We start from the raw sequence: 21,251 nt of genomic DNA, 5'->3' as shown, positions 1-21,251 counted from the left end.
TTCGTGTGCCCGGCCTTCGCGTCGCCGCTGCCCGCCCCGGTGACTGCACCGGCATGGGGAGCAGGTCCGGGCGAGCACCCGTGCCGCCGGACGGCCCACGGTTCAGCGCGTGGTGAGCATGCCCTCACGCAGGCGCTTCAAGGTCCGGGACAGCAACCGTGAGACATGCATCTGGGAGCATCCCAGGTGCTCGCCGATCTGGGCCTGGGTGAGTTCCTCGACGAACCTCATGTGCAGGATCTGCCGGTCGCGCTCGCCGAGTTCGGCGATCAGGGGCGCCAGGGCGTGGAAGTCCTCCACCAGCCCCATGGCGGGGTCCTCGGCGCCGATGAATTCGGACAATGCCATCTCACCGTCCGGTGCGCCCCCGATGGTGGCGTCCAGGGAGGAGGAGTTGTAGCCGTTGGAAGCCATGCGGGCCTCTATGACCTCCTCCTCCGACAGGCTCATCAGTTCGGCGAGCTCCCGGACGGTGGGGGTGCGGCCCAGCCGGGAACGCAGTTCGTCCGTGGCCCGTGCGAGCTCGACCCGGGCCTCCTGCAGGCGGCGGGGCACGTGGACGGCCCAGGAGGTGTCCCGGAAGAAGCGCTTGATCTCGCCGACGATGTAGGGGATGGCGAAGGAGGTGAACTCCACCTCACGGGACAGTTCGAAGCGGTCGATCGCCTTGATCAGGCCGATCGTGCCGACCTGGACGATGTCCTCCATCTCCTCCGGACCGCGGCTGCGGAACCGGCTCGCCGCATACCGCACGAGAGAGGTGTTCATCTCGATCAGCGTGTTGCGCGCGTACTGGTACTGGGCCGTGCCCTCCTCCAGCACCGCCAGCCGCTCGAGGAACGCCTTCGTCAGCTGCCGGGCGTCCTTCGGCGGGACCGCCCGGGGGTCGGTCACCTCCGGCAGGCCGGCCGTCTTGCCGTTCACGTCCGTGCGTGACGCCGTCGCTGCCATCATTTCTCTCCCCTTCTCGTGCCTCCCCGACCGAAGCAGCCAGTGAGGCGCGACTACCCCGGTCCACACGAGGAAAACTCAGGTGCGGGACGGAGCGTCTTCTTCCCGCCCTCGGGGGACGCCGGCGTGAGCCCCGGTGGCGGTCTTAGCGAGTTCCGCGTTGAACTGAGCGCCCATCAGCAACGCCAGATTGGACAGCCACAGCCAGATGAGGAAGACGATGACGCCGGCCAGTGAGCCGTAGAGGCGGTGGTAGGTGCTCACGTGGTTGGTGTAGAAGGTGAAGCCGAGCGAGACGACCAGCAGGAGCGCGACCGCCAGACCACCGCCCGGCGCCATCCTCCGTACGGGACGCGAGGCCGCGGGGCCCGAGCGGTACAGCACCAGAACCAGGGCGACCGCGACCACGGTCAGGAGGGGCCACCGCAGCGCGCCCCAGGCGGTCTCGGGCACGTTGCCCAGATCCAGGGCCCTGCCCAGACTCCTGGCCAGGCTTCCGGTGAGGAGCAGGGCGAGGGTGGTGACGAGGAGCAGGGCGATCAGTACGACCGTGGTGAGGATGACGCGTGGAACGGTGCGCCACACCGGGCGGTGCGCGCCGACCCGGTGCATCGCGTGCAGGGCCCGCCGGAAGACGCTCAGGTAGCTGGAGCCCGACCACAGCGCTCCCGTCACGCTGAAGGCGAAGAGCAGCCACGTCGCGGACGACTGCCCGGCCATCTGCTGCAGAGCACCGCGCAGCAGCCCACGGGAGGCCAGCGGGAAGAGCTGGAGCATCCGGTCGATGACTCCCGGCTTCGTCGTGGGCATGGTCAGGCCCAGCACCGACAGGATCACCAGCAGCACGGGGAACAGAGCCAGCACCGCGTAGTAGGTCAGTGCGGCGGCCCAGTCCGTGACGTCGTCGTCCCACACCGCCACCGGTACCCGGCGAAGCGCCGTCCACCATCGGCCGTCCCGGCCGCCACAGTCACGCATGCCCCGATGTTCCCATCGCGGACCGCTCGCAGACGCCCTGCCCGGGGCTTCTTCAGCGCCTGCGGCCCCGTGCGGACCAACCGCTTCCCACGCCCGCGAGGTGCAGGGCCAGCACGGCGAGACCGATCAGCATGATGTTGGTCGAGGTGAAGGTGTCGTTGGTGGAGATGTCAGCCGCATTGATCAAAAAGGCGATGAAGAACAAAACCGCCGAGGCGATGGCCAGCACGATGCTCGTTCCTTCCGGCAGGGGTGAGAACGGATACTCCGGTGCGTTGCGGATTCCCCCTCTCCGGCCATGCACACGGCAATACCGGCGCGCAGCCAACTGAGCTGTTTCGGTCGGCGGGTTGGGCGTGCGAGCGCCGAGTGTCAGCCGAGTGTCATCCGTGGGGTTGCCGTCTCCCGGCGCGGGCAACCGCAGTAGCGCGGGGCGGTATCGGAACAGCTTGCGCTACCGAAGGTGACGACGCGAAGGAGGCCGACAATGACGTGGTGGGGCTGGGCGCTCTTCCTCATCGCGCTGGTGCTGCTGCTCACCGTGGGAGCCGTCGCCCTACAGGCGCGCCGCCGCTCCGGCACGGTCCTGGTGGTGCGGCGCGAACGGCGGCCCCGTCGGGGAGGTGCCCGGTGAGCACGCTCATGCTGGCCTCCGAACTGACCGGGCGGGTCGTGGTGACGTTGGGCGGTGAAGCCTTGGCGAAGGTCAAGGACACCGTCTTCGACGCCCCCGCAGGCCGGATCACCGGCTTCACGCTGAGCGGGCGGGGGCTGCTGGCAGGGCCGCTGCGGCAGAGTCTGCCGTTCACCGACGTCCATGCCCTCGGGCCGTCCGCCGTGATGATCCGCGACAGGGCCGCACTGGTGGAAAAGCGGGCGGTCATCGAACCCGGCGAGGCCGCGCGCGGCGATGTGCTGGGCGCGCCGGTTCTCACCGACCAGGGCACGGAGGTGGGGACGGTGCTCGACCTCGTCGTCGCGAGTGGGGCCGGCGGTCGGGTGGTGGGGTTCGAGATCGCCACCCACGCACCCCTCGAGCGGCGGCAGCGCAAGGTGTTCATCCCGCGCGGCCAGACGCTCGCCGTATCCGGACAGGCGCTGGTCGTTCCCACGTCCGCGCGTCACTTCCTCGCCGACGACCTGCCGAACTTCGCCGCCCAGGTCGAGGCCTTCCGCGTGCGCAGCCGACAAGGGGCCTCGGACACCCTTTCCCCTGGCGAGGACGAAGGAGGACGCGGATGATGCTCTTTTCGCAGACGCGCGGGCTGCCCGTTCTGACCGCCGTCGAGGCCGCATCGCTCGGCAAGGTGGAGGCGGTGTCGATCGACGCGGCCACGGCCACTGTCTCCTACCTGCGTCTGGCGGGAACTTCCCGTCACGCCGACGCGGTCTCCTGGAGCGCGGTCGAGGCAGTGGGGCCGGATGCCGTCATCGTGCGCTCCCGGATGGCCGCCGGCCGTACCGCGCCCGATGTGCCGGAGCATCACGAGGTCGTCGGGCGGCGGGTGTTGACGGACCAGGGCACCGAGCACGGGACGGTCAAGGATGTGGCGTTCGACCCGGACTCCGGACGTGTGCTCACCCTTTTCACCGCTCTGGGCGACATCCCTGGTGAGCGGCTGATCGGCGTGGGCCCCTACGCCGTGGTGGTGCGGGCGGTCGACCGGTGATCCCAGGACGGAACCGTGCCTGCGGGGCCGTGACCCTCGGCTGCCGGATCATCATCTGATCCGTGGGACGAGTGAAGAGGCAGACGGTAGTACCGCTTGCCTCTTGCCTCTTCGGGTACTGCATTTTGATGGGGATGCGTGCCCAGTCCTGAAACCTACGGAAGTGATGTGCCGGTGACCCGTCTCGGCAGCCCCGGAGGCGACGAAACGAGGGGATCGCGCGATGGCGTCGAGGCTGTCGCGGTGGAGATCGCCGATGCCGTGGACAGTCTCACCAGCCTCTGGTCGGTGGCTGCCCAGGAGGCCGCCTTGCGCTTGTCCCTGCATCAGCTGAGGGCGTTGCGCGCCTTGGAGGCGGCTCCGGACGTGAACCTGACGGCCCTTGCCGAGCAGCTGGGGATAGGCCCGCCCACGGCGAGTCGGCTGTGCGACCGGTTGGAGGCGGCCGGCCTCCTCCAGCGTTCGCCCCATCCGCACAAGCGGCGGGAGGTCCAGTTGAGGCTCACCGGGCACGGGAACCGGGTGCTGAAGGACGTGGCGGCCCGGCGGGCGCAGGCCCTGGGCGCCGCTCTGGCATCGATGGCCCCCGAGGAACGTTCGGCCTTGAGCCGTGGCCTGCGCGCCTACCTGGCCGCGCGCGAAACAGGTGCGCCGCCGCCCGCGCAGCGATGACGGGCGTGCTCACCCGGCCGTGCGGGGCCCGCACGGCGTTCGCCGCGGCACGGCCGGTCCGGTCGAGGCACACCATCGCGGCATCGGGAGCCTCGCCGAGCTGTCCCGCAGCGGCTGCTGCCTCGCGGGTGGACCGCAAAGGGTGCAGGCATGTCCGAAGTCTGGCGCCGGGCGTGCCGGCCGCGTGCTGAAGCCGGCCGGAGGCCGCCGCTGCGGCCAGGGAGGCCACCACGGACTCCCTGGCCGGGATACGCGACCTGGGTGCCGCCGGTCAGCGCCCGCGCCAGTCGAGGCAGACCACCAGGGCGTCGTCGTCGGGGACGGGCCGGCCGCGGTGGCCGGTCAGCTCCCGCAGGACGGCCCGCGGCACCTCGGCAGCGGGCAGCAGCCGGGTGGCCTGGATCGCCCGGGTCAGCGCGGTGTCGCCGTAGGGCTCCCCCTCGGGGGAGGCGACGGCGTACACCCCGTCGCTGACGAAGATCAGACGATCACCGGGCTCGACCTGGAACTCCTGGGCGACGTAGTCGGTCTCCTCGAACATGCCGAGCGGGAGCTGCTCCTCGAAGCGCACCGGCTCCACCACGCCGCCGCGCAGCCGCAGCAGCCGTGGGGAGCCGGCGTCCACGACCCGGGCACGGCCGGTGGCGAGTTCGAAGTCGAGCATCAGCACCGACACGTAGCAGCGGCCCCGGTAGTGCGCGTAGACCGCCTGATCGGCGAGGGCCGCCTGGTCGGCGATGGAGAGGCCGGCCCGCCGTGCGTTGCGCAGCGCGTTGATGGCCAGGTTGGTCAGCAGGGAGGCCTCTATGCCCTCCCCCATGCCGTTGGTGACGTAGAGCATGAGGTGGTCAGCGGTCAGGGACCAGTCGAAGTTGTCGCCGAAGATGGCGTAGGCGGGCTCCAGTTGAGCGCCCAGTTCGTACTCCGGGCGCGCGCAGGAGCGTCCGGGCAGCAGCTGCCACTGCATCTCGGCGGCCAGGGTGAGCCGGTCCTTGCGGCGTGCCTGCATGTACAGGTCGGTGTCCCGCTCGGCCACGATCACCTCGTGTCCCAGAACCTCGGCGATCTCGGCGAGTTCCGCGAGGCATTCCTCGACGCGCCCGCCGCCCGGTACGGTGACCGACAGCACGCCGAGCCGGTCACCACGCACGGTGACGGGCAGGTGGACCCGGGCCCGGCCCTCGCCGAGAGTCTCCACGACGGGCTGCTGGGCTCCGAACGCCCGGCCTGCCGGGCCGCTGTGCACCGATACCGGCTCCAGGGTGTGCGGCAGCACCGACACCGGTTGCAGCAGGGTGAGGCTGTAGTCGGCCAGGAACAGCTCGACGGACTCCGCCGCATACTGCTCCAGCAGTACACGACGGACGGCGTCGAGCAGCTCGTGCGGAGCCGCGGTACGGAGTGCGCGTTCAGCGACCACGAATCTCTTCACGATGGGAAAAACACCAATCCTTCGCCGGTGTGCCACCGGACATCACTCGGGGACTTCGGTCGTTGGATGCGTGTACCCGGTTGCCGAGACATCAGTAGCCGGCCCACTCGCCTAGTACGCTGGCAGCCGTCCCAGCGCGTCTACGAGAGTGTGACCGTGACTTCCTTCCGCGCCCGCCCGCAGCCCGACGAGGTCGCGCGGGTGACCTCCACGGCCGCGGAGCTGCTGGAAGTCGTCTGGGGCCGGGCCTCCACGGCGCCCGCCTCCGCGTCCCAGCTGCGTGTGCTGCTCGTCCTCGAGCACCAGGACGGCATCAATCTGCGCACCCTCGCCGACTGCCTGGCCTCCACGCCTCCGTCGACCAGCCGGCTCTGCGACCGGCTGCAGGCGGCCGGCTTCATCGACCGCGACGTCAGCCCGACCGACCGGCGCGAGGTGCGCCTGCACCTGAGCGGCCACGGCCGCTCCTTCCTCGCCGACCTGCGCGAGCGGAGACAACAGGAGCTGCAGTCGGTACTGAACGTGATGCCCCCGGCGAAGCGCGCAGCCCTTCTGGAAGGGCTGGAGGCCTTCTGCGACGCCGCTTCGACCCAGAAGCGCCACGAGCCCGGCGCCGACAGCCGGTCCGCCTGAGACGAGCGGCGCGACACGGGAAGTCGCCCAGTTGCTCGCCGACGGCGCGGGTCCCAGGACCGCGGCGCGGGGCCGGGCATTCGAGGTGTCCGGCCCCGAGCGCTGCACTAGGGTGAACAGCCGTGGCGAGAGTGCGGTTGAGCGTGGCGGAGCGGCGGGAGGAGATCCTGCGGGCCACCGTGGAGCAGATCGAGGAGCGGGGCGTTGCGGCGGTGCGGATCGCCGACGTCGCCCAGGCTCTCGGGGTGAGCAACGCGCTGGTGCTGTACCACTTCTCCACCAAGGAGAAGCTGGTCGCGGCGGCCTTCGCGTACGCCGCCGAGGCCGACCTCGCGCGGCTGCGGGAACTGCTCGGCCGCCGTACCACCGCGCTGCGCCGGCTGCGGGCGGCGGTGCGCTGGTACGCGCCGACGGGGCAGGCCAAGGGCTGGCGGCTGTGGATCGAGGGCTGGTCGGCGGCCCTGCGCGAGCCGCCGCTGCGCGCGGTGGGCCGCGACCTGGACCGGCGGTGGAAGGCGGCGCTCGCCGAAGTCGTCGAGGAGGGAGTGGCCGCGGGCGAGTTCACCTGCCCCGATCCGGCCGCCTCCGCGCTGCGGCTGACCGCTCTGCTGGACGGGCTGGCGGTACAGCTGACCGCGTACGGCGGCACGGTCTCGCGCATCCGGGCGCAGGAGTGGGTCGATGAGGCGCTGGCCCGGGAACTCGGACTGAGCCGCCAGGAGTTGACCGCGCCGGGGAGGTGAGTGACACCAACCCTGCCGTGGGGCGGTGCGCAGCGGCCTCGTAGAGTCCCGGGGTGAACCGACTGCACGCACCCGATCCCCATTTGCCCATGCTGACGGAACCACAGGCCGCGCGGCTGCGCTCCCTCGCCGTCGACCACCTCGGCGCCGGGCACGACGACGTCGTCGTCACCGGCACGGACGTCCTGCACAACGGGCGCCGCAGCCCGCTGACCACGCTGGCCCAGCGCTGCCGTGACATACCCGAGGAACAGTGGCCGGAGTTGGTCCGGCAGCACTTCGCGCGCCTGGAGAACGCCTCGCGGGGCGACGAGGGCGCCGAAGAGCTGCTGCGCGGGACGCGGCTGCGGCTGCTGCCCGACGACGCGTTCCCCGAGGAGGCGGCGGGCAGTTTCCGCTACGTACGCCCGGTCGCCGACGGCCTGCTCGCGGCCCTCGCCCTGGACACTCCCGACTCGGTGCGCATCCTGCACGACGGCGACGTGGCCCGGGTGGACGCCGAGCGGCTGTGGGCGGCGGGCCGGGCCAACCTGCTCGCCGAGCCCGTGCGGCACGAGGAGGTGCGCACCGGGACGGGGGCGGTGCTGCACTCGGTGTACGGCGACTCGCACTTCGTCGCGAGCAGGGCGCTGGCCCTGCCGGAACTGGTCCGGGAGGTGACCGGCCGGGACCTGCCGGAAGCCGGCGCGCTGGTGGCCGTGCCGACGCGGCATCTGCTGGCGTTCCATCCGATCGTGGACAGCACGGTCGTGGACGCGGTCAACGACCTCGGCTCCTACGCGCTGGGCGCCTGCCAGGACGGACCGGGCTCGCTTACCCCGCGTCTGTACTGGTGGCACCGGGGACGGCTGGTGTGTCTCACCCACATCGACGAGGAGACGCGCTCGCTGTCCGTGCGGGCCCCGCAGGAGTTGCTGGAGCTGATGAAACGGCTGCGCGGTGGCCAGGGCTCGTCCCCCTTCGCCACGGCGCTCGCGCACGCGCACGCCCAGGCCGCCGACGATCCCTCCGCGGTGAAGCTCGAGAGCTGGGAGGCGTGGGTGCGTGCCATGCAGGAGGGCTCCGCGCTGTTCGCAACGCCGGACGCTCCGCAGGGCGACGGCCGGGCCTGGCTGGAGGCGTTCTGGCTGGCGCTGGTGTGCCGGGAGGGCGAGCGGCTGACGAGGCTGAGCCAGGTGCCGGTGGAGCGGCTGCGCCGGGCCGGTGAGGCGGACGACTACCTCTTCCACTGGATCGGCACGCTGCAGGCCTTCGTGCTGCGGCGCCCCATGGACGAGGTCGCCGACCGGCTGGTCACCACGATCCAGACGTCCGACCCGCAGGTGGCGACCCGCACGCCGGGCGATCTCCTGAACCTGGTCGACTACCAGCCGATCGCGCTGTTCCACCGGTTCATCGCCCGCGATCAGGAGAAGTTCGCGGCCGCCCTGGCCGAGGCGCTCGCGCACCACGGCCGCTACTGGGAGGGCTCCTGCGACCCGCGCGCGCTGGTCGCCCTCGGCCCGCTGGCGCTGGCCTCACTGGCGTACGACGCGGGCTTCCCGGTGGACACGTCGTCGCCGTATCTGCCGACCCACCTCGTGCAGGGGAGCTGGTACGGGGAGTTCCCGACCTGACGGCGGGCCGAGGGGCGGTGCCGCCGCGGCCCGCCCCTCGCCGCGCGGTTCAGGCGACCGCAGCGATCCGCATCTTGATGTCGTCCGGTGACAGGGTGCCCTTGGCGGTCACATGGTCGCCGGAGGACTCGCCGCGCAGCCGCCGGCCGATCCACGGCACCAGGTACTCGCGCGCCCAGTGCACGTCGTCGCGCCGGACCTCGAGCGTGCCGCGCGGCGGCAGCGGCGGCCAGGGCTGCTCGGGGTCGGCCGGGATCCTCAGGCCGAGCGCCTGGCCGGCCCGCAGCGCCACGCGCGTGTGCCCCTCGGGCGACAGGTGCAGCCGGTCGTCGTCCCAGGCGCGGCGGTCCTGAACGGACTTCAGCGACCACAGGTCGAGTACCGGGCAGCCGTAGCGGTCGGCGATGGCCCGGACGTGCCCGTTGTACGTGGCGATCTTGCCGCGCAGATGCTTGAGCAGCGGGACGCCCCGGGTGTCGAAGCCGGTCGTCACCATGACCGTGCCGGCCGCCGCGGCGAGCTGCGCGACCGCCCTCTCGAACCGCTCGGCGACCTCGTCGGGGTCGGTGCCGGGCCGGATGATGTCGTTGCCGCCGGCGCAGAACGACACGAGGTCGGGGGCGAGTTCGACGGCCCGCGGGACCTGCTCGTCCACGATCTGGTCGAGGAGTCTGCCGCGTACTGCGAGGTTCGTGTAGGTGAAGTCGCCTTCGGGTCGCCGGTCGGCGAGGAGTACGGCGAAACGGTCGGCCCAGCCCACGAACTGCCCGTCGGGGCCGGGATCACCGACGCCCTCGGTGAAGCTGTCCCCCACCGCCACGTACGACCCGATCACTGCTCTGCTGTCACTCTTCGAATCGTCTGCCACAGCAGTCCATGATTCACCCTCGAATGTGACTTACGCGACCGTAGGCAAGGGTTGACGGGCGGTGAGATAAGCCACTCCACATGTCCGGCCGTGTCGGGAATAAGCGCTCCGGCCGGAAAACCCCGGCCGGTCCGGACACATCGAGGGGCCGGACACACCGAAGGCCGGACGCCCGTGGATCGGGGTCCGGCCTTGGTGGCGTGTCAGACGGGTGGCCGCCGGGGCGGCGCGGGGTCAGCCGACGGTGACGCCGTGGGCGCGCAGGTAGGCGACCGGGTCCACGTCGGAGCCGTAGTCCGGCGTGGTGCGGATCTCGAAGTGCAGGTGCGGGCCGGTCACGTTGCCGGTCGCGCCGGACAGGCCGAGCTGCTGGCCCGCGGTCACGGTCTGGCCGGCCGAGACGGAGAGCTGGGACAGGTGGGCGTACTGGGCGTAGTAGCCGTCGTTCAGCTTGATGACGACCTGGTTGCCGTAGGCGCCGCCCCAGCCGGCGGAGACGACGGTGCCCGCGCCGACGGCCTTGACGGTGGTGCCGGTCGGGACGACGAAGTCGACGCCGGTGTGGTAGCCGCTGGCCCACATGCTGCCGGCGGTGTGGTAGGCGGTGCCGATGGTGGCGCCGCTGACCGGGAGGGTGAAGCCGGCGGCGGTGCTCGTCGACCGGGCGGGCTCGGCGGCCTTCGCGGGCTTGGCGGCGGACTTGTGCGCGGGCGCCTCGCTCTTGTGCGACGGGGCGGCCTTGTGCGCCACGGCGGCCTTCTTGCCGAGGGTCAGCTTCAGACCGGGGTGGATGAGCGACGGGTCGCTGCCGACGACCTCACGGTTGTCCTCGTACAGCTTCTTCCAGCCGCCGGCGACATGCTGCTCGTCGGCGATCTTCGACAGGTAGTCGCCGGACTTGACGGTGTAGAGGCGCACCCCGGACCGCGTCGCCTTCTTCTCGGCGGACGGCAGGCTCTGGACGGCCTTGGCGGACACCGACTGGGCGGCGCTCTGCGGCGTGGCGGCGTGCGCTCCGGCGGCGCCCATGAGCGGCAGCGCGAGCGCGGCGCCACCGGTGCCGACGACGGCGAGAGTGCGGGCGAGACGCTGGGTCTTCGGACGACGGTGCTTACCCTTTGCGGGCATGGCGCTTTTCCTCTCCGGCGCCTGCGAGGTGAGCTGTCGGGTTCGGGCTGGAGATGCCCGGCCGCTGGGTGCGGCTTCACCCCATAGCCGTTCCGGGAACCGGAACAGGCGGTCGTACCTGTGGGTCCCCCGCTCCTGCCGTGCGTCGGGTGGGTGGGTGCGGTGCGCCGGACGGCGGCAGGATTCGGCGTCCGTCCGGATTCGGTGGGAACGTAAGCGAGCAGGACGCACAGGGACAAGCAGGAGGTTGCGTGAACGGGCGTTTATCGTGATCCAATGAGGGAATCCGCCGTCACACTGCGTGAATTCGATCTGCTGTCAGCTCGTCAATTCACCAGCAAATCCACCGCCATTACGTGGACATGACGTACGACGGACGGTCACGGTTATGACGCTCCTCACGCGCTCACCTTCCAGTGACCCCTATTTCCACGCGAGTTGGGAACAAGAGGCCAATTCGGGCAGAAAGCCCAGATGTGACGCCGAGGGATTACCAGCCCATTCGTACACCTCGGTCGGGAGGCCGGTGCAACCGGTTGCCCCGGGAATCCATGTCGTATCGTCGAAGGGCAGCCCGTCGGCCATTCGAGCCGCGTCGGCGGGTACGAGCGGGAGGAGCCCTTCGTGACGCAGCAGGTGCCGTCGACCGAACCCGAGCTGGCCGGAGTGCGCAACTTCCGAGACGTGGGCGGACTTCCCACGATCGACGGTCGGCGGGTGCGGCACGGCGTGCTGTTCCGCAGCGGCCACCTCGCTCACGCGACGCCCGAGGACGCGGCGTACCTCGCCACCCTGGGGCTGCACACGATCTTCGACTTCCGCAACGCGGCCGACCAGACGCTGGAGGGGCCGGACGTCGAGCTGCCGGGCGTGCGCAACGTCAATCTGCCGCTGTCGGACCCGGCGGACGGCGCCGAGTTCTGGAAGATGGTGCGCGACGGCGATCTCGAGCAGCTGCGCGGCATCCTCGCCGACGGCAAGGGAGCGAACCGGATGATCGCCTCCTACCGCACGATCATCAAGGAGCGCACCGCCGAGCACTCCCGGGTGCTGCACGCGCTCGCCGAGGACAACGTCCCGGCCCTGATGCACTGCGCCGCGGGCAAGGACCGCGCGGGCCTGTCGATAGCGGTCACCCTGCTCGCCCTGGGCGTGGAGAAGGACGCCATCGTCGAGGACTACCTGAAGTCCAACGAGAAGCACCGCCGCTACAAGGTGCGCCGCAGCGGCTCGGCCGAGTCGGCCTACACGCCCGAGGTGATGGAGCTGCTCAGCCCGCTCTTCGACGCGCGCGCCGAGTACCTCACTGCGGCGCTGGAGACCATCGAGGAGACCTGGGGCGGCGTCGACGCCTACCTGGAGCAGGGACTGCGGCTCACCCCCGAGACCCGGGAGCGGCTGCGGGCACGCCTGCTCGACTGAGCTGCGGAAGCGACCGCGCGGCCGGCCGTGCCCGCCGTGCCCGCCGAGGGGCCTACTGCCGGGCGCCCAGCTCGAACAGCAGCCAGACGAAGCCGGCCAGGACATGGCCGACGGCGATGTAGATGATGAGCCGGATCCACAGGGTCCGGGGGAACTTCTCCTCGACGTTGCTCATCGCGCCTCTCCAGGGTGGGCGGGCCCCAGGCACAGCGTGGCCGTGGGGCTCTGCAGCAGGGTGTGGACGAACAGCAGCTCCAGACCGGCGGGGTCGTCGGCGGCGATCCGGTGCGGGGTCATGGAGTCGAAGTGCGCGCTGTCCCCCGGGCCGAGCCGGTGGGTGGTGTCCCCCAGGCGCAGCCTGAGCCGTCCGGTCAGGACGTACAGCCACTCCTCGCCGGGGTGTACGCGCACGATGTCACCCTGCGCGCCATAGGGCACCTGCACCCGCAGGGCCTGCATACCGCGGCCCGGCGCGCCGGCCTGCCGGTACGTCCAGCCGCCGGCCGCCGTCGGCTCCATGTCGGAGCCGCGCACCACGGCGTCCCGCTCGGCGACGCTCTCGCCGAGCAGCTCCGAGACGGTCGTACCGTAGATACGGGCCAGCGCGAGCAGCATCGGCAGCGAGGGCTGGCGCTGCCCGGTCTCCAGGCGGGACAGATGGGCCGGGGAGAGTCCGGCGGCGCGGGCGGCGGCCTCCAGGGTGAGGCCGGCGCGGCGGCGCAGGGACCGCAGCTGCGGGGCCACCGCGGGCAGGCCGCCGGCCGGTTCCGCAGGGGACTCGGAGGAACTCATGTCCCCATTCAGCCGCAGGCTTGCCTCTGTGGCAAATTTGTTGCCTCAGAGGCAAAGTCTGCCACTGCCCGCGCGGCTCACCCACCCGGCCCGGCCCGGCCCGCCGTGTGCCGCTACCGGTTCGTCACGGCCTGCTTGATCAGCGTCTTGCCGAAGTCCCACATCAGCCCGTTGCCGCTGTGCGCGTCGTCCATCACGGCGGTGAAGGCGTCGACGAAGCGGTCCACGTCCGCCTCGTCGATGATCAGCGGCGGGATCAGCTTGATCACTTCGAGGTGGTCGCCGGAGACCTGGGTGAGGATCCGATGCCGCTGGAGCAGCGGCACGACCACCATCTGTGCGAACAGGCCCTTACGGGCGGCCTGGAGCATGGTCCAGCGGCTGCGCAGCTTCAGCGAGGCGGGCCGGCCGAACTCGATGCCGATCATCAGGCCTCGGCCGCGGACGTCGGCGAGCAGTTCGTACTTCTCGGTCAGCGCGGCGAGCCGGGACCTCAGCAGCTCGCCGGTCCTGCGCACCCCGGCGACGATCTGCTCCTGCTCCATGACCGACAGTACGGCGAGGCCGCATGCCATCGCCTGGGCATTGGAGCCGAAGCTCGCCGAGTGGACCAGGACGCGGTCCATGGACGAGTAGACCTTCTTGAAGATCCACTCCCTGCCCAGGGTGGCGCCCACCGGCACATAGCCGCCGGAGAGGGCCTTGGCGACGCAGACCAGGTCGGGTTCGACGCCGTCCTCGTGCTGGTAGGCGTAGAAGTCGCCGGTGCGGCCGAGGCCGGTCTGCACCTCGTCGGCGATGAGCAGCGCCTTGTGGCGGCGCAGCAGCTCCTGCGCGGCGCGCAGATAGCCGGGCGGGGCCTCGTGCACGCCCTTGCCCTGGATCGGCTCGACGATCAGGGCGGCGACGTCGCCCTTGCGCAGCTCCCGCGCGAGCGCGTCGAGGTCGCCGAGGGGGACAGCCGTGTCGGGCAGCAGCGGGGCGAAGCCGTCCCGGAAGCCGGACTCGCCGTTGACCGACAGCGAGCCGGTGGTCAGCCCGTGGAAGGCGTGGTCGCAGTACAGGACGCGCGGCTTGCCGGTGGCGTACCGGGCGAACTTCAGGGCCGTCTCGACGGCCTCGGTGCCGCTGTTGCCGAAGAACACCCGGTCCAGATGCGGGCTGTGCGCGAGCAGCCGTTCGGCGAGCAGGCCGGGCAGCGGCTGGCAGTCGAAACGGGTGAGGTCGGCGAGGCCGAGGTCGAGCACGTCGTGCAGCGCCTTGCGGACGACGGGGTGGTGGCGGCCGAGGCCCATCACCCCGAACCCGGCGAGCATGTCGAGGTAGTCGTTGCCCTCGGCGTCGAAGAAGTGGGCGCCCTCGGCGCGCTCGTAGACCTTGTCGAAGCCGATGGTGCGCAGCATGCGCGGAAGCTGCGGGTTGAGGTACCGCGCGTGCAGCTCGTAGCGTTCGGCTCCACGCTCGGCGAGCAGGGCGCCGAGGTCGAACTCGGTGGTCATTCACTCTCCTTGACTGGGCCGTCCAGGTCCCTCACGGCCAGACTCGCGCTGATCCGGCCGGCCACCTCGACGGGGGTGAGGCCGATGTCGGCCAGCACCTCACCGCGCTTGGCGTGGGCGAGAAACTGCTCCGGGATGCCGAAGCGCCGTACCGGCACATCCACGTCGGCGTCGCCGAGGGCGAGGGCCACCGCGCTGCCGACGCCCGCCGCGCGGCTGTTGTCCTCGACGACGGCAACCAGCCGGTGTTCGGCCGCGAGGCCCGGCAGCGCCGCGTCGACGGGCTTGACCCAGCGCGGGTCGACGACCGTGCAGCCGATGCCCCGGGCCGCCAGCAGCTCGGCGGCCTGCAGACACACGGGCGCCATCACGCCGACCGCGACCAGGAGGACCTGCGGGCTCCCGGCCGAGCGGTGCAGCACGTCGAGGCCGCCCACGCGGTCGATCGCCGGGATCGACGCGCCGACGGACTCCTTCGGGAAGCGGACCAGGGTCGGAGCGTCGTCCACGGCGACGGCCTCGCGCAGCTGGGCGCGCAGCTGGTCGGCGTCGCGCGGCGCGGCGATCCTGAGGCCGGGCACGACCTGGAGGACGGACATGTCCCACATGCCGTTGTGGGAGGGCCCGTCGACCCCGGTGACGCCGGCCCGGTCGAGGACGAAGGTGACCCCGCAGCGGTGCAGGGCGACGTCCATCAGCAGCTGGTCGAAGGCGCGGTTGAGGAAGGTGGCGTAGACCGCGACGACCGGGTGCAGTCCGCCGGTGGCCAGGCCGGCCGCGGAGACGGCCGCGTGCTGTTCGGCGATGCCGACGTCCCACACGCGGTCCGGGAAGCGGGCGGCGAACTCGCCGAGGCCCACCGGGTGCAGCATGGCCGCCGTGATCGCGACGACGTCGTCCCGCTCCTCGCCGATCCGCACGATCTCGTCGCCGAACACCGACGTCCACGACGGCCCGTCGGCCGGCACGAGCGGCGCGCAGGTGAGCGGGTCGATGACGCCGACGGTGTGGAAGTGGTCCTCCTCGTTGCGCAGGGCGGGTTCGTAACCGCGCCCCTTGACCGTGAGGCAGTGCACCAGCACCGGGCCGTGGAACCGCTTGGCGCGCCGCAGCGCCGACTCGACGGCCCGGATGTCGTGCCCGTCGATCGGGCCGACGTACTTCAGGCCCAGGTCCTCGAACATGCCCTGCGGTGCGAAGGCGTCCTTGAAGCCCTTCTTCGCGCCGTGCAGGGACTCGTAGACCGTGTTGCCCACGACGGGTGTGCGCAGCAGCGCGGCCTTGCCCCAGGCGAGGACCTTCTCGTAGGAGTCGGTGGTGCGCAGCGTCGCCAGGTGGTTGGCGAGGCCGCCTATGGTGGGGGCGTAGGAGCGTTCGTTGTCGTTGACGACGATGATGAGCGGCCGGTCCCTGGCCGCCGCGATGTTGTTCAGTGCCTCCCAGGCCATGCCACCGGTCAGCGCGCCGTCCCCGATCACCGCGACGACGTGGCCCTTCTCCCCCTGCACCTGGCGGGCCTTGGCGAGTCCGTCGGCCCAGCCGAGCGCGGTGGAGGCGTGGCTGTTCTCGATGACGTCGTGCTCGGACTCCTCGCGCGAGGGGTAGCCGGACAGGCCGCCCTTGCCGCGGAGCTTGGAGAAGTCCTGACGTCCCGTCAGCAGCTTGTGCACGTAGGACTGGTGGCCGGTGTCCCACAGGATGCGGTCGGCCGGCGACTCGAAGACCCGGTGCAGGGCGATCGTCAGCTCCACCACGCCCAGGTTGGGCCCGAGGTGTCCGCCGGTCCGGGTGACCGCCTGCACCAGGAACTCGCGTATGTCGTCCGACAGTTCGCTCAGTTGCGCCTCCGACAGCGCCTTCAGGTCGCGTGGTTGCCGGATGTCCTCCAGGATCGTCACGCTCGGGCCCCCTCTCGGTCCGTGCCGTATGTCAACTCACCGTCACTGCCGGTCTCCCGTTGGCCGGTCCGGAGCCCTCCCGCTCCATCTGCTCGGCGATCTTCATCGCCTCCTCGATCAGGGTCTCGACGATCTTCGACTCGGGTACGGTCCTGACGACCTCGCCCTTGACGAAGATCTGCCCCTTGCCGTTTCCGGAGGCGACGCCCAGGTCCGCCTCCCGTGCCTCGCCGGGGCCGTTGACCACGCACCCCATCACGGCCACCCGCAGGGGGACTTCCATGCCCTCCAGGCCGGCCGTGACCTCGTCGGCCAGCTTGTAGACGTCGACCTGGGCACGGCCGCAGGACGGACACGAGACGATCTCCAGCCGGCGCTCCTTCAGGCCCAGGGACTGCAGGATCTGGATGCCGACCTTGACCTCCTCGGCGGGCGGCGCGGACAGCGACACCCGGATGGTGTCGCCGATGCCCTGCGAGAGCAGCGCGCCGAAGGCGACCGCCGACTTGATCGTGCCCTGGAACGCCGGACCGGCCTCCGTCACGCCCAGGTGGAGCGGGTAGTCGCACTGCTCGGCGAGCTGGCGGTAGGCCTCGATCATCACGACCGGGTCGTTGTGCTTGACGGAGATCTTGATGTCGCGGAAGTCGTGCTCCTCGAAGAGGGACGCCTCCCACAGGGCCGACTCCACCAGGGCCTCGGGGGTCGCCTTGCCGTACTTCTGGAGCAGGCGCCGGTCCAGGGAGCCGGCGTTGACGCCGATGCGGATCGGGGTGCCGTGGTCCTTGGCGGCCTTGGCGATCTCCCTGACCTTGTCGTCGAACTGCTTGATGTTGCCGGGGTTGACGCGGACCGCGGCGCAGCCGGCCTCGATCGCGGCGAAGACGTACTTCGGCTGGAAGTGGATGTCGGCGATGACCGGGAGCTGCGACTTGCGGGCGATCGTGGCGAGCGCGTCGGCGTCGTCCTGCGTCGGGCAGGCCACCCGCACGATCTGGCAGCCGGAGGCGGTCAGCTCGGCGATCTGCTGGAGCGTGGCGCCGATGTCGGACGTGCGGGTCGTCGTCATCGACTGCACCGACACCGGGGCCCCGCCCCCGACCGGCACCGGCCCGACCTGGATCTGCCGCGACACGCGTCGCGCGGCGACCGGCCGGGCCGGTACCTCGGGGACGGGGAGGGACACGGCGGTCATCGCCTCACTCCCGGTTCCCTGAGACGGTCTCGCGCATGGCGCGCAGGGACTCCTTGAGCGATCCCATCGTGGCCAGCACGGCGGTGGGCTCGTAGCCGCAGTGCGCCATGCAGTTGGCGCAGCGCGGGTCCTTGCCGCGGCCGTACTTGTCCCAGTCGGTCTCCTCGATCAGCTCGCGGTAGGTCGGCACGTAGCCGTCGCTCATCAGGTAGCAGGGGCGCTGCCAGCCGAAGAGCGAGTAGTTGGGGATCGCCCAGGCGGTGCACGGGAAGTCGACCTTGCCCTCGAGGAAGTCGAGGAACAGCGGGGAGTGGTTGAGCCGCCACTTCTTGCGGTTGCCGCCCGCGAAGGCCTTCTTGAACAGCTCGCGGGTCTGCTCGACGCCGAGGAAGTGCTCCTGGTCGGGGGCCTTCTCGTAGGCGTAGGCGGGCGAGATCATCATCTCGTCGACCTTCAGGTCGTCGTTGAGGAAGTTGAGCACCTCGATGATGGTCTGCGGGGTGTCGGTGTTGAAGAAGGTGGAGTTGGTGGTGACCCGGAAGCCGCGCCGCTTGGCCTCCTTGATGGCCTCCACCGCCTCGTCGAACACGCCCTCCTTCGCCACGGACTCGTCGTGCCGCTCGCGCAGCCCGTCGATGTGCACGGCGAAGGCGAAGTACGGGGAGGGCGTGAACTTGTCGATCTTCTTGCGCAGGAGCATGGCGTTCGTGCACAGGAAGACGTATTTCCGCTTGGCCACCAACTGGCGCACGATCTCGTCGATCTGCGGATGCATCAGGGGCTCGCCGCCCGCGATGGACACCATCGGCGCACCCGACTCCAGTACGGCGCCCACGGCCTGCGCGACCGGCATGCGCTGCTTGAGCACGCCCGCCGGGTGCTGGATCTTGCCGCAGCCCTCACATTTGAGGTTGCACGCGAAGAGCGGCTCGAGCTCCACGATCAGCGGGAACTTGTCCCGCTTGCGCAGCTTCTGTTCGGCCAGGTATGTAGCGACCTTGATGGACTGGCGCAGCGGCATGGCCATCTGGCTCACCTCCGGGGGAGCAGCACATTACGGTGCCATTCGAAAAAAATAGGCAATACAGACCGAAGAACACGGAAAGCTGATATTCCACCGCGTATCGTGCCGATCCGGACGAGTTCATGTTCTGGAGCGTCCACGACCACCCGGACGGCCGCAACCGGGCGTACGCCGGCCCGGACGGCGCTGAAGAGCGTGGCCGCCGACTCCATGTCCACGGCGATCGCGCCACCGGCGGCCAGCGCGGACCGTTCGGCGCCGTGTACGACGTGGTCGGAGCCGGTGAGCGGACCGGTGTGCACGGTGCGCCCGGGAAGGGTGCGGGAGAGCTCCTTCACGAGCAGTTCGGTGCCGACGCAGGCGACCGTCGAGCGCTGGTCCCTGGTCTCCTCGGCCACGACCAGGTCGCCGGGGTGCATCCCGGGGGCGAGCCCCGCGCAGAAGCCGGTGGCGACGACGGCGGCGTCGGCCAGCGCCGGGGTGGCCAGGGCCCGCTCGACCGCGCGCTCGGCCGCCCTGGGCCCCATGCCGGTGCGCAGCACGGTTACCGGCCCGCCCGCCCCGCTCTTGTCGCCGGCGCGCAGGGCGAGGTGCTCGATGCCGAGCGCGCAGGCGATCAGCAGCGGGGCCAGGGCGGGCTGGGTGCTCATCAGGCCCCCTTGGCCTCGGCGTGGGCCCGGTGTGCCGGGAGCCGGTCGGCGAAGGGGTCGCCGTGGACGTACCGGCCGAGCGCGGTGAGCGGGAACACCTGCCGGTACAGGTGGTAGTTGATGGAGAAGTCCCAGGGGAAGCCGGTGCCGGTGAAGTAGGGCTCGTCCCAGGAGCCGTCCTCGCGCTGGGTCGCGGCCAGCCATGCGATGCCGCGCTCGACCGCCTTGGAGTCCCTCTCCCCCGCCGCGAGCAGCGCCATCAGCGCCCACGCCGTCTGGGAGGCGGTGGAGGGGCCCTTGCCGCTCCACTCCTTGGTGTACTTGTAGGAGCGCAGGTCCTCGCCCCAGCCGCCGTCGTCGTTCTGCACGGATTCCAGCCACGCCACGGCACGCCGGATCGCGGGGTGCGAGCCGGGCAGGCCGGCGGCGGTCAGCGCGGGGACGACGGAGCCGGTGCCGTAGACGTAGTTGACGCCCCAGCGGCCGAACCACGAGCCGTTCGCCTCCTGTTCGGCCAGCAGCCACGCGATGCCGCGCCGGGTGCGCGGGTCGTGGGCGAGCCCCTCGACGGCGAGCATCTCCACGACGTGCGCGGTGACGTCGGCCGACGGCGGGTCGATGACCTCGCCGAAGTCGCAGAACGGCAGCCGGTTGGGGAAGGGGCTGGTGTTGTCGGCGTCGAAGGCGCCCCACGCGCCGTTCTTCGACTGCATGCCGAGGTTCCAGCGCACGCCGCGGGAGATGGCCTTCTCGACGCGCTCGGGATCGTGGTGCACGACCCGGCGCAGCGCGAGGACGACCTCGGCGGTGTCGTCGATGTCGGGGTAGTTGTCGTTGTGGAACTCGAACGCCCAGCCGCCGGGCGGCAGTCCGGGCCGCTTCACCGACCAGTCGCCGGGGCGCACGATCTGCTCGCCCAGCATCCAGTCGGCGGCCTTGACCAGCTGCGGGTGGTCGGCGGGCACGCCGGCGTCGGCGAGCGCGATGGTCGCAAGACAGGTGTCCCACACCGGTGACTGACACGCCTCGATCATCCGGGCGCCGTCCTCGCGCCACACGGCGAAACGGTCCAGCGACTCGAGTCCCGCGCGCATCACGGGGTGCTGGAGGTCGTAGCCGAGCAGGTGCAGCGCGATGACCGAGTACACGGCCGGGGGCTGGATGCCGCCCCAGCAGCCGTCGTTCTCCTGGCGCTCGATGATCCAGCGGGCGGCGGTGTCCATCGCGGCCTTGCGCAGCCGCTTGGGCACCACCTTGCGCAGGACGTGCAGACCCTTGTCCAGGCGCTGGAAGGCGCCGTCCCAACTGGCCACGGGCGCGAGCGCCTTGGCCGGGCTGGGGTTCGCGGGGTCGGTGTGCAGCTCGTCCAGCGGGAAGGGCGCGGGGCGCACCGGGCGCTTGGCGGAGACGACGGTCAGCGGCACGATCGTCTGCCGGGCCCAGCACCCGAAGTCGTAGATGTTCAGCGGGACCCAGTGCGGGAACCAGATCAGTTCCGGCGGGAGTTCGGGCAGGTCCTCCCACTTCCACCAGCCGAACAGGGCCAGCCAGATCCGGGTGAAGACGCGGGCCGCTGCGATTCCGCCCTGCTCGCGGACCCAGGCGGAGGCCTTCGCCATGTGCGGGGCGTCGACCGCGTCCCCGGCCAGCCGCAGGGCGACGTAGGCCTCGACGGTGGCGGACAGGTCGCCGGGGCCGCCGTAGAAGGTGGCCCAGGTGCCGTCCTCACGCTGCTCGCCGCGGATGAACAGGGCGGCGGCGCGGGTGGTCGCCTCGTCGCGGATGCCCAGGAACTGGCGCAGCAGCAGGTCCTCGGCGTCCATCGTGACGTTCGTCTCGAGGTCGCCCTTCCACCAGCCCTCGGCATCCTGCGTGGAGAGCAGGTAGTGGGTGGCGCGCTGCACGGCGCGGATGGCGGCTTCGTGCACCCCGGCCGCCCCGGGGGTGTGGGTGTCGGTTTCGCTGGCCGCGGCAGCGCGGGGCGGCAAGGTCGCCCCGGTGCTTCCGTCGGTCGTCGCTGTCATGGCTTCCCCTTCGTGCAGTCGTGCGCGTCGTGCTGCTGTGGGTCCGCCGTCGGCCG

General features: G+C 71.1%; 22 protein-coding genes and 1 riboswitch. Of the genes, 8 read left to right on the top strand and 14 right to left on the bottom strand.

Annotation, left to right across the window (positions count from 1 at the left end; translation table 11 throughout):
- Nucleotides 1-102 precede the first annotated feature (102 nt).
- From ACF1GV_RS11300 to ACF1GV_RS11290, 3 genes are all read right to left on the bottom strand, one after another.
- Nucleotides 103-954 carry an RNA polymerase sigma factor SigF gene (locus ACF1GV_RS11300; protein WP_391678827.1) on the bottom strand — a complete coding sequence of 284 codons (852 nt, stop codon included), beginning with the start codon at nucleotides 952-954 and terminating at the stop codon, nucleotides 103-105.
- A gap of 75 nt (nucleotides 955-1,029) precedes the next feature.
- Nucleotides 1,030-1,929, bottom strand: a complete 900-nt coding sequence (locus ACF1GV_RS11295) for a YihY/virulence factor BrkB family protein (protein ID WP_391678829.1) — start codon at nucleotides 1,927-1,929, stop codon at nucleotides 1,030-1,032.
- Between the two features lie 52 nt (nucleotides 1,930-1,981).
- Nucleotides 1,982-2,158 (bottom strand): hypothetical protein, encoded by a 177-nt coding sequence (locus ACF1GV_RS11290; protein ID WP_363264057.1) that lies wholly within the window; start codon nucleotides 2,156-2,158, stop codon nucleotides 1,982-1,984.
- Between the two features lie 258 nt (nucleotides 2,159-2,416).
- Between ACF1GV_RS11290 and ACF1GV_RS11285 the strand changes: the two genes are divergently transcribed.
- From ACF1GV_RS11285 to ACF1GV_RS11270, 4 genes are all read left to right on the top strand, one after another.
- Nucleotides 2,417-2,563: a hypothetical protein gene (locus ACF1GV_RS11285; protein WP_391678830.1), complete on the top strand. Its 147-nt coding sequence runs from the start codon at nucleotides 2,417-2,419 to the stop codon at nucleotides 2,561-2,563.
- Nucleotides 2,560-3,171 carry a PRC-barrel domain-containing protein gene (locus ACF1GV_RS11280; protein ID WP_391678831.1) on the top strand — a complete coding sequence of 204 codons (612 nt, stop codon included), beginning with the start codon at nucleotides 2,560-2,562 and terminating at the stop codon, nucleotides 3,169-3,171. Before ACF1GV_RS11285 ends, ACF1GV_RS11280 begins: the two co-directional genes overlap by 4 nt.
- Nucleotides 3,168-3,599 (top strand): PRC-barrel domain-containing protein, encoded by a 432-nt coding sequence (locus tag ACF1GV_RS11275; RefSeq protein WP_391678833.1) that lies wholly within the window; start codon nucleotides 3,168-3,170, stop codon nucleotides 3,597-3,599. The genes ACF1GV_RS11280 and ACF1GV_RS11275 overlap by 4 nt, the downstream gene beginning before the upstream one ends.
- A 174-nt stretch (nucleotides 3,600-3,773) precedes the next feature.
- A complete protein-coding gene (locus ACF1GV_RS11270; protein WP_391678835.1) occupies nucleotides 3,774-4,271 on the top strand; it encodes a MarR family winged helix-turn-helix transcriptional regulator in 498 nt (165 codons plus the stop codon).
- Nucleotides 4,272-4,542: 271 nt separating this feature from the next.
- On the opposite strand, the gene ACF1GV_RS11265 is transcribed toward ACF1GV_RS11270, so the two are convergent.
- A complete protein-coding gene (locus ACF1GV_RS11265) occupies nucleotides 4,543-5,691 on the bottom strand; it encodes a PP2C family protein-serine/threonine phosphatase (protein WP_391678838.1) in 1,149 nt (382 codons plus the stop codon).
- A gap of 162 nt (nucleotides 5,692-5,853) precedes the next feature.
- Here ACF1GV_RS11265 and ACF1GV_RS11260 point away from each other — a divergent pair, with 162 nt between their 5' ends.
- From ACF1GV_RS11260 to ACF1GV_RS11250, 3 genes are all read left to right on the top strand, one after another.
- Nucleotides 5,854-6,336 (top strand): MarR family winged helix-turn-helix transcriptional regulator, encoded by a 483-nt coding sequence (locus tag ACF1GV_RS11260; RefSeq protein ID WP_391678841.1) that lies wholly within the window; start codon nucleotides 5,854-5,856, stop codon nucleotides 6,334-6,336.
- Between the two features lie 122 nt (nucleotides 6,337-6,458).
- Nucleotides 6,459-7,079 (top strand): TetR/AcrR family transcriptional regulator, encoded by a 621-nt coding sequence (locus ACF1GV_RS11255; RefSeq protein WP_391678844.1) that lies wholly within the window; start codon nucleotides 6,459-6,461, stop codon nucleotides 7,077-7,079.
- Nucleotides 7,080-7,168: 89 nt separating this feature from the next.
- Nucleotides 7,169-8,695, top strand: coding sequence for an immunity 49 family protein (locus tag ACF1GV_RS11250; RefSeq protein WP_391678845.1), 1,527 nt, complete (start codon nucleotides 7,169-7,171; stop codon nucleotides 8,693-8,695).
- A gap of 49 nt (nucleotides 8,696-8,744) precedes the next feature.
- On the opposite strand, the gene ACF1GV_RS11245 is transcribed toward ACF1GV_RS11250, so the two are convergent.
- Nucleotides 8,745-9,530 (bottom strand): SGNH/GDSL hydrolase family protein, encoded by a 786-nt coding sequence (locus tag ACF1GV_RS11245; protein WP_391679607.1) that lies wholly within the window; start codon nucleotides 9,528-9,530, stop codon nucleotides 8,745-8,747.
- Nucleotides 9,531-9,797: 267 nt separating this feature from the next.
- Complete coding sequence (locus ACF1GV_RS11240; RefSeq protein ID WP_391678846.1) at nucleotides 9,798-10,691, bottom strand: peptidoglycan DD-metalloendopeptidase family protein; 894 nt, start codon at nucleotides 10,689-10,691, stop codon at nucleotides 9,798-9,800.
- Between the two features lie 5 nt (nucleotides 10,692-10,696).
- A riboswitch (cyclic di-AMP (ydaO/yuaA leader) is annotated at nucleotides 10,697-10,850 on the bottom strand.
- A 465-nt stretch (nucleotides 10,851-11,315) separates the two neighbouring features.
- Here ACF1GV_RS11240 and ACF1GV_RS11235 point away from each other — a divergent pair.
- Nucleotides 11,316-12,113 (top strand): tyrosine-protein phosphatase, encoded by a 798-nt coding sequence (locus tag ACF1GV_RS11235; RefSeq protein ID WP_391678849.1) that lies wholly within the window; start codon nucleotides 11,316-11,318, stop codon nucleotides 12,111-12,113.
- Nucleotides 12,114-12,165: 52 nt separating this feature from the next.
- Here the strand turns inward: ACF1GV_RS11235 and ACF1GV_RS11230 are convergent, their stop codons facing one another.
- The 8 genes from ACF1GV_RS11230 to shc all read right to left on the bottom strand — a co-directional run bounded on the left by ACF1GV_RS11230 (nucleotide 12,166) and on the right by shc (nucleotide 21,195).
- Entirely contained in the window at nucleotides 12,166-12,288 is a 123-nt protein-coding gene (locus ACF1GV_RS11230) for a DUF6126 family protein (protein ID WP_391678852.1), read from the bottom strand.
- Entirely contained in the window at nucleotides 12,285-12,905 is a 621-nt protein-coding gene (locus ACF1GV_RS11225) for a helix-turn-helix domain-containing protein (RefSeq protein ID WP_391678855.1), read from the bottom strand. Before ACF1GV_RS11225 ends, ACF1GV_RS11230 begins: the two co-directional genes overlap by 4 nt.
- A 113-nt stretch (nucleotides 12,906-13,018) precedes the next feature.
- Complete coding sequence (locus ACF1GV_RS11220) at nucleotides 13,019-14,404, bottom strand: aspartate aminotransferase family protein (RefSeq protein WP_391678857.1); 1,386 nt, start codon at nucleotides 14,402-14,404, stop codon at nucleotides 13,019-13,021.
- Nucleotides 14,401-16,302 (bottom strand): 1-deoxy-D-xylulose-5-phosphate synthase, encoded by a 1,902-nt coding sequence (gene dxs, locus ACF1GV_RS11215; RefSeq protein ID WP_391678859.1) that lies wholly within the window; start codon nucleotides 16,300-16,302, stop codon nucleotides 14,401-14,403. The genes ACF1GV_RS11220 and dxs overlap by 4 nt, the downstream gene beginning before the upstream one ends.
- 31 nt (nucleotides 16,303-16,333) lie before the next feature.
- The gene (ispG, locus tag ACF1GV_RS11210) at nucleotides 16,334-17,497 is read right to left on the bottom strand and encodes a flavodoxin-dependent (E)-4-hydroxy-3-methylbut-2-enyl-diphosphate synthase (protein ID WP_391678861.1); all 1,164 of its coding nucleotides are present in this window, start codon (nucleotides 17,495-17,497) and stop codon (nucleotides 16,334-16,336) included.
- Between the two features lie 4 nt (nucleotides 17,498-17,501).
- Nucleotides 17,502-18,524: an adenosyl-hopene transferase HpnH gene (hpnH, locus tag ACF1GV_RS11205; RefSeq protein WP_391678863.1), complete on the bottom strand. Its 1,023-nt coding sequence runs from the start codon at nucleotides 18,522-18,524 to the stop codon at nucleotides 17,502-17,504.
- A 5-nt stretch (nucleotides 18,525-18,529) separates the two neighbouring features.
- The gene (locus ACF1GV_RS11200; RefSeq protein ID WP_391678865.1) at nucleotides 18,530-19,171 is read right to left on the bottom strand and encodes a 1-hydroxy-2-methyl-2-butenyl 4-diphosphate reductase; all 642 of its coding nucleotides are present in this window, start codon (nucleotides 19,169-19,171) and stop codon (nucleotides 18,530-18,532) included.
- Complete coding sequence (shc, locus tag ACF1GV_RS11195; RefSeq protein ID WP_391678867.1) at nucleotides 19,171-21,195, bottom strand: squalene--hopene cyclase; 2,025 nt, start codon at nucleotides 21,193-21,195, stop codon at nucleotides 19,171-19,173. The genes ACF1GV_RS11200 and shc overlap by 1 nt, the downstream gene beginning before the upstream one ends.
- Nucleotides 21,196-21,251 lie beyond the last annotated feature (56 nt).

The sequence above is a fragment of the Streptomyces sp. NPDC014006 genome (genome assembly GCF_043088925.1).
In the GTDB taxonomy this organism is placed as follows: Bacteria; Actinomycetota; Actinomycetes; order Streptomycetales; family Streptomycetaceae; genus Streptomyces.
This window is presented reverse-complemented; position numbering and strand designations above follow the sequence as displayed.

Bases quoted from the DNA above. Each gene is read 5' to 3' on its own strand.
- ACF1GV_RS11285 (WP_391678830.1), top strand. From the start codon at position 2,417: ATGACGTGGTGGGGCTGGGCGCTCTTCCTCATCGCGCTGGTGCTGCTG.
- ACF1GV_RS11300 (WP_391678827.1), bottom strand. From the start codon at position 954: ATGATGGCAGCGACGGCGTCACGCACGGACGTGAACGGCAAGACGGCC.
- ACF1GV_RS11230 (WP_391678852.1), bottom strand. From the start codon at position 12,288: ATGAGCAACGTCGAGGAGAAGTTCCCCCGGACCCTGTGGATCCGGCTC.
- ACF1GV_RS11220 (WP_391678857.1), bottom strand. From the start codon at position 14,404: ATGACCACCGAGTTCGACCTCGGCGCCCTGCTCGCCGAGCGTGGAGCC.
- ACF1GV_RS11250 (WP_391678845.1), top strand. From the start codon at position 7,169: ATGCTGACGGAACCACAGGCCGCGCGGCTGCGCTCCCTCGCCGTCGAC.
- ACF1GV_RS11240 (WP_391678846.1), bottom strand. From the start codon at position 10,691: ATGCCCGCAAAGGGTAAGCACCGTCGTCCGAAGACCCAGCGTCTCGCC.
- shc (WP_391678867.1), bottom strand. From the start codon at position 21,195: ATGACAGCGACGACCGACGGAAGCACCGGGGCGACCTTGCCGCCCCGC.
- hpnH (WP_391678863.1), bottom strand. From the start codon at position 18,524: ATGGCCATGCCGCTGCGCCAGTCCATCAAGGTCGCTACATACCTGGCC.
- ACF1GV_RS11225 (WP_391678855.1), bottom strand. From the start codon at position 12,905: ATGAGTTCCTCCGAGTCCCCTGCGGAACCGGCCGGCGGCCTGCCCGCG.
- ACF1GV_RS11295 (WP_391678829.1), bottom strand. From the start codon at position 1,929: ATGCGTGACTGTGGCGGCCGGGACGGCCGATGGTGGACGGCGCTTCGC.
- ACF1GV_RS11200 (WP_391678865.1), bottom strand. From the start codon at position 19,171: ATGAGCACCCAGCCCGCCCTGGCCCCGCTGCTGATCGCCTGCGCGCTC.
- ispG (WP_391678861.1), bottom strand. From the start codon at position 17,497: ATGACCGCCGTGTCCCTCCCCGTCCCCGAGGTACCGGCCCGGCCGGTC.
- ACF1GV_RS11275 (WP_391678833.1), top strand. From the start codon at position 3,168: ATGATGCTCTTTTCGCAGACGCGCGGGCTGCCCGTTCTGACCGCCGTC.